Annotated in this window: 10 protein-coding genes; 3 read left to right on the forward strand and 7 right to left on the reverse strand. The window is 70.6% G+C overall.

Annotated features, from left to right (window positions below; translation table 11 throughout):
* Window positions 1-322 precede the first annotated feature (322 nt).
* The 3 genes from SNR22_RS26735 (at window position 323) to SNR22_RS26745 (ending at window position 3,652) form a co-directional block, all read left to right on the forward strand.
* Window positions 323-1,645 carry a hypothetical protein gene (locus SNR22_RS26735; RefSeq protein WP_320069437.1) on the forward strand — a complete coding sequence of 441 codons (1,323 nt, stop codon included), beginning with the start codon at window positions 323-325 and terminating at the stop codon, window positions 1,643-1,645.
* A complete protein-coding gene (locus tag SNR22_RS26740) occupies window positions 1,642-2,967 on the forward strand; it encodes an MFS transporter (protein WP_320069438.1) in 1,326 nt (441 codons plus the stop codon). Before SNR22_RS26735 ends, SNR22_RS26740 begins: the two co-directional genes overlap by 4 nt.
* A gap of 199 nt (window positions 2,968-3,166) precedes the next feature.
* Entirely contained in the window at window positions 3,167-3,652 is a 486-nt protein-coding gene (locus tag SNR22_RS26745; RefSeq protein WP_320069439.1) for a YbaK/EbsC family protein, read from the forward strand.
* On the opposite strand, the gene SNR22_RS26750 is transcribed toward SNR22_RS26745, so the two are convergent.
* From SNR22_RS26750 to SNR22_RS26780, 7 genes are read right to left on the reverse strand one after another with little or no spacing between them, the layout of a single operon-like run.
* The gene (locus SNR22_RS26750) at window positions 3,639-4,418 is read right to left on the reverse strand and encodes an inositol monophosphatase family protein (RefSeq protein WP_320069440.1); all 780 of its coding nucleotides are present in this window, start codon (window positions 4,416-4,418) and stop codon (window positions 3,639-3,641) included. The two genes, SNR22_RS26745 and SNR22_RS26750, sit on opposite strands and share 14 nt — an antisense overlap.
* Window positions 4,415-5,641, reverse strand: coding sequence for a phosphoserine transaminase (locus SNR22_RS26755; RefSeq protein ID WP_320069441.1), 1,227 nt, complete (start codon window positions 5,639-5,641; stop codon window positions 4,415-4,417). The genes SNR22_RS26750 and SNR22_RS26755 overlap by 4 nt, the downstream gene beginning before the upstream one ends.
* Window positions 5,638-6,684: a TauD/TfdA family dioxygenase gene (locus tag SNR22_RS26760; RefSeq protein WP_320069442.1), complete on the reverse strand. Its 1,047-nt coding sequence runs from the start codon at window positions 6,682-6,684 to the stop codon at window positions 5,638-5,640. The genes SNR22_RS26755 and SNR22_RS26760 overlap by 4 nt, the downstream gene beginning before the upstream one ends.
* Complete coding sequence (locus tag SNR22_RS26765; RefSeq protein ID WP_320069443.1) at window positions 6,681-7,583, reverse strand: class I SAM-dependent methyltransferase; 903 nt, start codon at window positions 7,581-7,583, stop codon at window positions 6,681-6,683. The genes SNR22_RS26760 and SNR22_RS26765 overlap by 4 nt, the downstream gene beginning before the upstream one ends.
* A gap of 3 nt (window positions 7,584-7,586) precedes the next feature.
* On the reverse strand, window positions 7,587-9,023 hold the full coding sequence (locus SNR22_RS26770; protein WP_320069444.1) for a hypothetical protein: 1,437 nt from the start codon (window positions 9,021-9,023) through the stop codon (window positions 7,587-7,589).
* A gap of 31 nt (window positions 9,024-9,054) precedes the next feature.
* Window positions 9,055-10,437 carry an aminotransferase gene (locus SNR22_RS26775; RefSeq protein WP_320069445.1) on the reverse strand — a complete coding sequence of 461 codons (1,383 nt, stop codon included), beginning with the start codon at window positions 10,435-10,437 and terminating at the stop codon, window positions 9,055-9,057.
* Window position 10,438: 1 nt separating this feature from the next.
* Window positions 10,439-11,419: an NAD(P)-binding domain-containing protein gene (locus SNR22_RS26780; protein WP_320069446.1), complete on the reverse strand. Its 981-nt coding sequence runs from the start codon at window positions 11,417-11,419 to the stop codon at window positions 10,439-10,441.
* Window positions 11,420-11,427: the final 8 nt, after the last annotated feature.

Consider the following 11,427-nt stretch of genomic DNA (forward strand, 5'->3'; position numbering starts at 1 on the left):
CTCGCCTTCCGGCTGCTCAGCGCGATGATTCGTAGACATGACGTGATCCCCTCTGGCCGGGCTTCCTACCCGACCTAACGGACCACACCAAGATCAACCACAAAGTTTCTGACAGGCCCCGCAAGATAGGCCGAGAGCGCGCTCGAAATGTCCGAATCACTGATCGCCACGAGTCGACCCCCAGCCTGAGTGGTCGTCTGGTTCATTGGGGGCGATGTCTTTGTCCGGAATGCAACCGTTGGGTGACCGGAAGCGGCCCACATTGCTAAGCTCGCCGCGTTTTCAGCGATGCGGCTGAAGCTCGATCGTGCTTGGAGGAGACGTGAACAGTCCATCCGTTCTCATGATCGGTGCCGACCCTTATGCGCTGCGGGCGTGCGAGGTGCACGACGTCGAGCCGGTCCTGCTGTGCAACTCCGGTGCGTACGACTCTGGGCGGATTCGAATGCCGGCCGGCGGCACAATGATTCGCGTCGACGACGTGACCAACCCCGAGGATCTGCTCGGCGGACTCTACCGGGCCGGTATGGGCGGTCGTACGTTCGACGCGGTCCAGACCACCTGGGAATTCTCGGTCGTCACCGCCGCCGTGCTGTCCCAGGCCCTGGGGGTCCGCGGCATGGATCCGGAGGTCGCGCTGCACTTCCGCGACAAGTCGCTGCAGAAGGCCCGGCTGGCCGAGGCCGGCATCCCGGTGGCCCGCACCGAGGTTGTCCACGACCTTTACGACGTCAGCGAGGTGCGGTTCGACTTCGGCAGCGCGGTGCTCAAGCCGATCGCCGGCGGGGGCACCACCTCGACCAGCGTCGTGCGTGACCGCGCCGAGCTGGAGAAGCTCAGCCGCGAGTGCCGCGAGAACAAGGAGACCAGCCGGACCTTCCTGTTGGAGGAGTTCGTCGAGGGCGACGAGTGGATGGCCGAGGGCATCGTCCACGACGGCGAGATCCTGTTCTTCGGTCTGGGCGCCTACACCGAGCCGTGCCTGGCGGCGATCAACGGACAGGAGCCGCTGTCGCTGCGCCGGCTCGACCCGACCAGCGAGGCCGACGCATACGCTGCCGCCGAGCCGGTCGTGCGGGGCGCGATCGCCGCGCTGGGCCTGCGCGACAGCGTGTTCCACATGGAGCTGTTCCACGAGCGGGAGACCGGCCGCATCGTGTTCAGCGAGTGTGCGGCCCGGCGTGGTGGCGCGCTCACCCAGGAGCAGGTCATGGCGAAGTTCAACGTCGACCTCGGCGAGGCCGCCCTGCTCTGCGCCATCGGCCGTAAACCGCAGCTCGACGTGAAGGTCAACCCGAGTGTGGTCGGCTGCGCCGGGCTGTACGGACCCGCCGGCACCATCATCAGTTACCCCGACACCGACCAGGTGCTGGCCCTGCCCGACGTCGCCTACGTCCAGCTCTGGGTGCCGCCGGGCGCCACGTTGAACAACAAGTTCTCCGCGTCCGCGGACATGCTCGGTGCGGTCATGCTGATCAGCGACTCGGTCGCCGAGTTCGATCAGCGGGTCATTGAGACGAGGCAGTGGTTCGGCAGCCGGCTCGCGGTCGCCGAGCCGGTGCTGACCAGCGGGCAGCGGTGGGAGTGGGTGCGCCGGCAGTGGCCCGAGCGGAACTATTCCGACGGCCTGTTCTCCCGGGCATGACGGCTGCCACGGCGGCAGTTCTGCCGGCCCGCGCCCTGATCCGCCGGCTGCTGCCCCCGACGGGGCCGCAGCGGGCGCTGGCCGGGTCGGTCTTCGCCGTCACCATCGGCGGCGGCATGATGTTCAGCAGCTCGCTGTACCTGACTCGGATCGTCGGCATGTCCGCCGGTACGGTGGGCGTCGGTTTGACGGTCGGCGCGACCGTCGGCCTCGTCGCCGGGCCGGTGGCCGGGCACGCCGCCGACCGGTTGGGTCCCCGGGCGGTGCACATCGGCACCTTGCTGGTCGGGGCCCTGGCTACCGCCGGTTTCGTGGTGGTCCGCTCGTTCTGGTCGCTGGCGCTGGTGTCGTTGCTGGTCACCCTGGTCGGTACGGCCGCCGCGGCCAGTCGGGCGCCGATGGTCAGGGCGCTCGCCGGCGACCGGCTCACCTGGTTCCTGTCGTACCAGCGGGCGATCACCAATGTCGGCGTGATGGCGGGGGTGCTCATCTCCAGCATCGCCATCCAGCTCGACTCGGGGCCGGTCTACGTCGCGCTCATCCTGGGGGGTGCGGCGACGTTCCTGGTCGCGGCGGCGGTGCTGACCCGGGTGCCGTACGTGGCGCCACTGCCGTCGGCGGACCCGAAGCGGCGCTGGGTGGCGTTCGCCGACCGCCCCTATCTCGCGGTGACCCTGATCAACGGTGGGGTGTCGCTGCACCTGGCCATTCCCGCGTTCGCACTGCCGCTGTGGATCGCCGACCACACCACCCTGCCTCGCGCGACGATCACCGGATTCATGCTGATCAACGGCATTCTTGTGGTCGCCCTGCAGGTCAGGGTCAGTCGCGGTGTGGTCGACCCGCGGACGGCGGCCCGTCGGATGATGTGGGCGGGTGCGGCGCTGATGGTGTCGTTGGCCCTGATGGGGGCGATGCCCCGGGTGTCGCTCTGGCCGGCCGTCGCCCTGCTCGTCACCGCCACCGTCGTCTATACCTTCGGCGAGCTGTGGCACGCGGCGGCGTCGTTCGAGCTGGCGTTCGGGCTGGCCCAGCCGTACGCCCAGGGCCAGTACGCGGGCGCCTTCGGCCTCGGCCAGGGTGCCGCCAACGCGGCGTCACCGGCGGTCCTGGCCGCGACGTGCCTCGCCCACGGGTTCGTGGGCTGGGCCGGCCTGGGCGTGTTGCTCCTGCTGGTCACGCTGCTCACCGGTCCGGCGGTCCGCTTCGCCGAACGCACCCGAGCCCCGATCCTCGCGCCGCCCCCGACCAACGCGCCGCCCCCGACGAACGCGCCGCCCCCGACGAACGCCCCGGCCCCGACGAACACGCCGGTCGCGTAAGGGCTCGCGTCTCGAGGTTGCAATGGAGGCCGGTGCGACTCCCTCACGGTAATGCGACCTGGTCACGGTGGTGCCGACGATCCACATCACGATCCGGTCGGACGCGAGGATGAATCCGGACGAGTGCCGGGGGCAACGGAACACCCTGGTGTGACATCATTTTTGACTGGAGCGCACCGACGGGAAGAATGGACAGCCGATGGCGGACGACATTTATCAGAAGCTTGTCACACTGCTTGATGAGCGCGGTGCCACCTATCGGGTGATCGAGCACGATCCGGAAGGTGAGACGGCGGCGGTGAGTGCGTTGCGCGGCCATGACCCGGCACAAGCGGCGAAGTGCATCATCATCATGGTGAAAGTCGGCAAGAAGGTCACCAAATTCGTCGCCGCGGTCCTGCCGGGCGACAAGCGGGTGAGCTTCGACAAGCTCAAGGGATTGACCGGCGGCACGTTTGCCAGGTTCGCCGAGCGGCACGCCGCCGAGGAGCTGGCGGGGACCCCGGTGGGCACCATCCCCCCGTTCGCGTTCGACGAGCGACTCGAGCTGATCTTCGATCCGGAGCTGGTGCGGTACGAGGAGATCTTCTTCAACGCGGGTCGCCTCGACCGCACCATCGGCCTGGCCACGAAGGACTATCTGTCCATCGCCGAACCCCGGATCGCCTCCCTCACGGAGGCGTGAGCAGGTCTCGGGCCACCCCGTGCAGGGTGCGGTCGCCTGCGGCCAGGACGGTGCCGCGAGTGTCGAAGCTCAGGTCGGCACCGGTCCAGTCGGTCATCAGGCCGCCGGCACCGCTGATCACCGCGGCCGGGGCGAAGACGTCGTACGGCTTGAGGCCGCAGTCCACCGACAGGTCGGTGCGGCCACTGGCCAACAGGCCGAAGGCGTACGAGCTGGCGCCGTAGAGGCTGTAGCGCACGCGGTCGCGGACCCGGGTCAGGGCCTGCTGCTCGGCGGGTGGGAAGAAGTCCGGGTTCGAGCAGGTCAGCAGGGCGTACCCGGGAGAAGAGCACGGGCGGGTGCGGATCGGGGAGCCGTTCCGCGAGGCGTAGGTGTCGGCGATCCCCACCCACCGGTCGTCGGTGACCGGGTAGTCGAGAACGCCGATCCAGGGGCGGCCGGCGCGGGCCAGGGCGACGAGGGTTCCGTAAACGGGGATCCCCGCGACGAAGGCGGCGGTGCCGTCCACCGGGTCGAGCACCCATACCAGGTCCGCGTCCAGGTCCGAGGCGCCGAACTCCTCGCCCAACACGCCGTGGCCGGGGAACTGGTCCGCGATCAGCTCCCGCAACCGCTCCTCGATCGCCCGGTCGACCTCGGTGACGAAGCTGTTGTCCGCTTTCGCCTCCACCTGCGTGGCTCCCGCCGCCGCCTTGCCCAGCATCCGCCGGCTCTCCTCGGCGAGCCGCACCGCGAACGCCGTCAGTATCTCCGTACCGACTCTCATGAGTGCTCCGCGAGGGTCGCGGCGAAGGCCCAGTCGATCCAGGGCAGCAGCGCCTCGATGTCGTCGGCGTCGACCGTCGGACCGCCCCAGATCCGCAGCCCTGGCGGCGCGTCCCGATGCCCGGCGATGTCGTGACCGGCTCCCTCCTCCTCGACCAGCGCGCACAACCGGTCCACGAACGCCCGCTGCCTCGCCGGGCTCAGCGCGTCGAACACCGGATGGCACAGCCGCAGGCAGATGCTGGTCGACGAGACGGTCGCCGGGTCCGAGGCGAGGAACTCGACGTTCGGGTTCCCCTGCACCCATCGGGACACCACGGCGAGGTTGCGCCGCGAGCGGGCGAGCATCTCGGGTCGCCCGCCGAGCCGGGCACACCAGTCCAGGGTGACCAGCGCGTCCTCCACCGCCAGCATGGACGGTGAGTTGATGGTGAACCCGTCGAACACCTCGTCGATGAGCTGACCGGCGCGGGTCAGCCGGAACACCTTCGGCAGTGGCCGGTCCGGCCGGTACGTCTCCAGCCGGTGCACCGCCGCCGGCGACAGCGCGATCATGCCGTGCGCGCCCTCACCGCCGAGGGCCTTCTGCCACGACCAGGTCATCACGTCCAGCTTGGCGACGTCGATGTCGAGACCGAACACCGCTGAGGTCGCGTCGCAGATCGTGAGGCCCCGCCGGTCGGTCGGGATCCACTCCGCGCCCGGTACGCACACCCCGGACGTGGTGCCGTTCCAGGTGAACAGCACGTCGCGGGAGAAGTCCACCGCCGTCAGGTCGGGCAGCGCACCGTACGCGTCGGCCTGGTGCACCCGCACGTCGGGTACGCGCAGCTGGGACACCACGTCCGCGAGCCAGGTGTGCCCGAAGTTCTCCCAGCAGCACACGTCGACCCCGAGGGGCCCCAGCAGGTTCCACATCGCCAGTTCGATCGCGCCGGTGTCGGAGCCGGGCACGATCGCGACCCGGTAGTCGGCCGGCACGCCGAGCAGCCGCGCGGACTCGCGGATGACCTTCCGGAGCTTCTCCTGCCCGGTGGGGTGCCGGTGCGACCGGCCGACGAACGCGTCCTTGAGCACGCCGGGCTCCCAGCCGGGGATCTTGGCGCAGGGCCCCGACGAGAACCAGGGCCGGGCCGGACGCCGGGACGGTTTCGGCGCCGGCGACGACGCCGGACGGGGCGCGGGCTGCGGGGGAACCGTCGGCGGGACGGAGGAGGTGCTCATGAGGTCAGGCTGACGTAGTGCTGGCGGACGCCCTCGTACGCGAACCGCCCGTGTTGTAGCACCTGGTTGTCCAGGGCGAGCACGTCACCGGCTCGCATCCGGACCGCGCGGGTGGTCCGCCAGAGGACGCCGCGTAGGTACGACACCAGCTCCGGCGGGATCGGCGCGCCGTCGCCGTACGTGGTGGTCGCCGGGTAGTCGTCGTCCGGCAGGTCGGCGGGGAACCCGGGGTGCGCCCGCCAGTAGGAGCAGTTCAGCTCGGTCACCTGGTTGAACCACAGTTCCTCCCCTGTCACCGGATGGGTGACGAACGCGTCACGGCGGTAGTGGTAGCGCAACCGTCCGTCGGCGTTCCATGTGCACTCGTACCCGGACGTGCGCAGGTGCTCCTCCACCGTGCTCCGGTCGTCGGTGCCGAACGTGTCGAGCCAACCGGTTTCACCCGCAGTCGAGGTGCGCGGCAGGTTGCGGTGGTACCGCACACCCCGCTCGCGGAACTCGTCGAGCACCGACGCGGGAATCAGCTCGGCGGTCCGCCGGATGTCGTTGACGGGCACCTCGCCACCGCGTTCGGCCTGCTTCTCACAGAAGAAAAAGATCTTGCGAGGGTACCTCGGCAGGTACGCCATCTCGTTGTGCGGCGAGAGCGTGACGCGGGCGTCCTCGTCGCTCGCGTGCAGCGCCACCGCGGAGTCGTTGCGGCGCACGGCGATGCCACCGCGGTAGCCGACGAGGTCGTAGCCGAGGCCGGCGACGAGCGTTTCGAAGCCCGCCCGGTCGGTCAGCGGCAGTCCTCGCAGCAGGACCCCGCCGTGCGTCGGCAGCGCCTCGTCGACCGCGTCACGGACCGCCGCCGCGAGCTGCGGACCCGCCGAGGCGGCCCGGTCGAGCATCAGCGTCGGGATCGTGTCGCCGATGTCCGGGACGCTCTCGGGGAAGTTCTCGTGCGTCGAGCCGGCCAGGTACGCGCGACCGCGTACCGGAACGCGGAACGGTGTCCCGGGTGGCACGGTCCGGAACGTCGGCGTGCGGGTGTCGATCATGTCCACCTCTGCCTCTCGGGGTGTCCGCGCAGCACGCAGAGCTCGTGGTAGACCGGCTCGCCGGGGTGCGCGAGCCGCTCCCTCGCCTCGTGCGCGGAGATCGGTTCGTAGCCGTGCGGGTCGCGGTAGAACTCACACACGAAGTCCCGCTCGTAGCCGGTGCCGCCGATGGCGGCCTCCAGCGCGACGAAGAACGAGATGTCGGTGCCGTGGTGCTGGCGCACGATGCGGGAGGCGAGCTCCTCGGGTCGGTAGTGGTTGGCGCGGAGCAGCCGCAGCAGCACCTCCTTGCCGGCACGACAACTCAGGTTGAGGACCACCTCGGCGGCCGGCAGGGCGGCGCGGACCCGGCGCAGCAGCGCCTCGATGAGGCCCAGCCCGACCGCGTTGTAGGGGTACTCGTGGAACGACGTCCATGGATAGTAGTGCGCGATGTGGTCGGCGACCTGGGAGACCGTGCCGGCGGGCGCACTCAGCTGCGCGACGTGGAACCGCGCACACATCGCGTCGTACGGGTCGGGGACCTGCGGCAGGCAGGCCACCACCACGTCGACCTCCGCCGTCTCCGCCAGGGCGGCGGGCACATCGATCAGGTTGACCGCACCGTGGATCGGTCGGAACCGGTCGTGCAGCTCGGGGGCGGCCTGCTCGACGAAGCGTTTCGCGAGCACCGCCAGGCGCGGGTCCAGGTCGCTGCCCAGGACCAGCTCGGCGCCGCACTCGCGCAGCATGAACACCACATTCGTGCCGCTGCCGACGCCGACCTCGTAGACGTGGCACCCGCGAAGACCCGCACGGGCCAGGCCGCTCTGCATGGTTGTCGTCCAGGGGTCGGACGGGTCGAACGCGTAGTTCGGCACGGGCGGGCGGGCCCCTTCGAGCACGGTGTCAGCCGACATGTCTCAGCCTCCTGTCGCGGTGGGCGGGCGGCCGGGCACGCTCACGGGTTCATCGATCAGCAGTACCGAGGCCGCCTGACCCCGGAGGCAGTGGTCGGAGCTCATCGACGCGGCGTAGCCACCGGAGTTGAGCAGCGCCACCGGGTCACCGGCCCGCAGCTTCGGCATGCGGCGGCCGGTCGCCCACACGTCGAGCGCCTCGTTGATGTTGCCGACCATCGTGTACGTGTCGGTGCCCTCGTCCCAGCGGGGCGCGACTGCGGCCGGTTCGCAGGGCAGCCCATAGAACGCGGGCTCCATCGCCAGGTTGAAGCCGGCGTCGAGGCCCGCGAAGAGCACGTCGCGGCGACGCTCCACGTAGGTGACCGTGGTGAGCAGCACCCCCGCGTCCTTGACCAGGTAGTCACCCGGTTCCACGGCGACGGTGAGGCCCCGGCCGCCGAAGTGCCGGGCCACGACGCCGGCCCAGCGCCGCAGGTCGAGCGGCTGGTCCGTGGCGGTGTGCGGCACGCCCAGCCCACCGCCGAGGTTGACCTCGGTGACGTCGGGGAAGCGCGGCAGGAACTCCGCCGCCGCGGCGAGGGCCCGGTCGAACTGGTCGAGCTGCGCGTCGAGGTAGCCGCAGCCGACGTGCAGGTGCAGCCGGGTGACCAGCAACCCCCGCCGGGCGGCGACCTCCGCAGCCTCGGCGACGTGCTCGGCGTAGATGCCGAACTTGGTGGTCACGGCACCGGAGTAGCTGAGCCGGTCGTCATCCTGGTAACCGACTCCGACACCGGGGTTGATCCGCAGGCCGACCGCGCGGCCCGGGCAAGCTCGGCCGAGGGCGTCCAGCGACGCGACCGAGTCGAGGTTGACCCGCATTCGTGGGTACCGGGCCAGGACCTCGATGTCCCGCGCGGACAACGAGGTGCCGGTGAAGGAGATCGACTCGGCGGGGAAGCCGCACGCGAGCACGTGCGCCACCTCGCCGGTGGAGCACACGTCGACCCCGCACCTGCCGGTCGTCCGGAGGTACGCCAGCAGCGCCGGCGTCCGGTTGGCCTTGACCGCGTAGTGGACGCGGTGGTCGATCCCCGCCTCGGTGAGGGCGGCGGCGACCCGGTCCAGGTTGTCCCGCACCCGGTCGGCGCGCAGCACATAGGCCGGGGTGCCCACCTGCCCGGCCAGTTCGGCCAGGTCGGTGCCGCCCAGGTGCAGCCGACCCGCGCGGTACCCGAGGTCGGCGCGCTGCCACCAGGGCACCGTGCCCAGGTAGCGCACCCGTTCCGCCGCACCGGCCAGCGCCCCGCTGATGCGTTTCTGGTTGCACCCGTCGCCGAGGATCACCTCGAGCGGGCCGTCACCGTCCGGTCCGGCGCTGACCGCCTGCTTGATCCGCATGACCGTCAGGGCGGGGCTCAGCCCACGGCAGTCGAGGACGTCGGGATCCCCTTGCATGCTCACTCCCCACTCTCGCCGGTTCCGGTGGCTAACCGATCAGGCCGGCGTCGAGGTCGGCCTGCGCGGCCGCGAGCGCTCCGGCGACGATGTCCACCATCCGGTCGATCTCGGCCCGGGTCACGACCAGGGGCGGCGACATGATGCAGAGGTTCTCGTACGGGCGGACCAGCAGCCCGGCGCGCTCGCAGTACGCGTCGACCCGCTGGGCGAGCGCCATGTTGCGCGGCGTCGGCCCGACCTCGCCGGGTACGTGGCATTCGACGCACGCCATCAGGTGGTCGCCGCGCACCGCGTACACGATCGGGGCGGAGCGCAGCTCACGCAGCCGCTCGACGAAGTACGGCCCGACGTCGCGGACGTGTCCGCAGATGTCCTCGCGGCGCATCACCTCGATGTTCGCGATCGCGGCCGCGCACGCCACCGGATGCCCGGAGTAGGTGAACCCGTTGGAGAACACCGGTTTCGCCGGGTCGGCCCGGTCGACCAGGGTCTGGGCGATCGGATCGGCGATGAGCACCGCGCCGAGCGGCTGGTAGCCCGACGTCAGGCCCTTGGCGGTGACGAGCAGGTCCGGCACGATCCCGAAGTGCGGCTCGGAGGCGAAGAAGTGGCCGAGCCGACCGAAGCCGGTGACCGTTTCGTCACTGATGTACAGGATGTCGTGGCGCCGGCACAGCTCGCGGGTCGCGGCGTGGTAGCCGGGCGGCGGGATGAGCACCCCACCGGAGGCCAGGATCGGCTCGGCGATGAAACAGGCGATGTTCTCCGGGCCGATCTCGTCGATCGCCGCCGTCATGCCGTCGATCAACGCCTCGAGCCGCTGGTCCGCCCGCACGTCCGAGGTGTCCGGGTCGTACCCGGGGCTTTCCAGGTGGTGCACCCAACCGGACTCGTAGTGGAACCGCGTCCGGTCCGCAGCCTTCCCCGACAACGACGCCGCCAGGTACGTGCTGCCGTGGTAGGCGTCCACCCTGGACAGCACGTGGTACTTGCCCGGCCGGCCGACGCTTGCCCAGTAGAACTGCGCCGTCCGCACCGCGGACTCGACCGCGGTCGACCCACCAGTGGTGAAGTGCACCCGGTTCAGGTCACCGGGCGCGAGCCCGGCCAGCAGCTCGGCCAACCGGGCGGCCGGCTCGTTGGACACGTCGCCGAACGGGGTGAAGTACGGCATCCGCGCCGCCTGGTCCCGTATCGCATCGACGAGTTCCTGCCTGCCGTACCCGACGGTGACGCACCACATCCCGCCGATGGCGTCGAGGTAGGTCCTGCCGGCGCTGTCCACGACCTCGACCCCGCGCGCCTCGGAGATCACCAGCGGCTGCTGCTTGCCCAGAACCGACAGGTCGGCCCACGGGTGTACGACGTGCCGGGCGTCCAACGCCCGGAGCCGGTTCGACTCGTCGGCCATCTCAGGCCGCCTTCAGCACGGCGCGGTACGCCTCGTGCGCCTTGGTCAGCGCGTCGGCGCGGTACGCGGCTCGGTACGCGGCCAGGCTCGGGTAGTCCGCCTCGGCCTCCCGTTCGAGGGCGGCCAGGAAGCCGCCGCCGCGGATGTCGGCGAGAATCGCGCGGCCCTTGTCCCGGACGTCCTCACCGAGCAGCGTGCCGAGGTTGCGCTGGACGCCGAACCGGCACGTCGGCGAGCCCTGCTCCTCGATGACCTCGAAGAGCCCGATGGTGGCCGCCTCGACCATCATCTCGGCCATCTCGCCCGAGGCGTGCATGTCCAGCAGCGCGGGCACCGGGTCACAGCCCTGCTCGACGAGGACCTCGAAGGCCACCCGGACGGCGTCGAGCAGCAGCGGGGTGAGGAACTGCTCCTGGAAAAGGTCGAGTTCGGTCTCCGTGGCGGTCGACACGGGCAGGACGCCGTACCGGGTGAACCCGACCGCGGACGCGACGCCGAGGGTGCGGGCCAGCGCCCGCCCGGTGGCGTCGCGGACCACGTCGAGGAACGCGAGCACGCCGTTGCCGTCGAGGTAGCGCCGGCGGATCGGCCGACCGAACATCTTCGGCGCGAGCAGCGCCACGTCGACGCCCGGGGCGGGGTCGATGCGGTCGAACAGGATGGAGAAGCCGTGCGCGAGCAGGAACAGGTCACCCTCGCGCAGGTGCGGCGCGATGTCGGCGGAGAAGACCTCCGGGTGCGCCTCGTCGGGGATGAGCAGGATGACGATCGAGGCTGCGGCGACCGCCGCCGCGATCGGCCGGGTGTCGAACCCGTCGGCCACGGCATCCTTGCGGTACTGGTCGTCGCGGTTGCCGATGACGACCGGCACCCCGCTGTCGCGCAGGTTCGCCGCGAACGCCTTGCCCTGGATGCCGTACCCGACGACGGCGACGGTCTCGCTCTCGATGTCGGTGATGCTCGCGTCCTTCTCGAAGTACATGGGGCGGA

This window comes from Micromonospora sp. RTGN7 (assembly GCF_033804645.1).
Classification (GTDB): Bacteria; Actinomycetota; Actinomycetes; order Mycobacteriales; family Micromonosporaceae; genus Micromonospora.

Coding starts and splice junctions, on each gene's coding strand:
- SNR22_RS26740 (WP_320069438.1), top strand. CDS start 1,642: ATGACGGCTGCCACGGCGGCAGTTCTGCCGGCCCGCGCCCTGATCCGC.
- SNR22_RS26745 (WP_320069439.1), top strand. CDS start 3,167: ATGGCGGACGACATTTATCAGAAGCTTGTCACACTGCTTGATGAGCGC.
- SNR22_RS26750 (WP_320069440.1), bottom strand. CDS start 4,418: ATGAGAGTCGGTACGGAGATACTGACGGCGTTCGCGGTGCGGCTCGCC.
- SNR22_RS26755 (WP_320069441.1), bottom strand. CDS start 5,641: ATGAGCACCTCCTCCGTCCCGCCGACGGTTCCCCCGCAGCCCGCGCCC.
- SNR22_RS26760 (WP_320069442.1), bottom strand. CDS start 6,684: ATGATCGACACCCGCACGCCGACGTTCCGGACCGTGCCACCCGGGACA.
- SNR22_RS26765 (WP_320069443.1), bottom strand. CDS start 7,583: ATGTCGGCTGACACCGTGCTCGAAGGGGCCCGCCCGCCCGTGCCGAAC.
- SNR22_RS26770 (WP_320069444.1), bottom strand. CDS start 9,023: ATGCAAGGGGATCCCGACGTCCTCGACTGCCGTGGGCTGAGCCCCGCC.
- SNR22_RS26775 (WP_320069445.1), bottom strand. CDS start 10,437: ATGGCCGACGAGTCGAACCGGCTCCGGGCGTTGGACGCCCGGCACGTC.
- SNR22_RS26780 (WP_320069446.1), bottom strand. CDS start 11,419: ATGTACTTCGAGAAGGACGCGAGCATCACCGACATCGAGAGCGAGACC.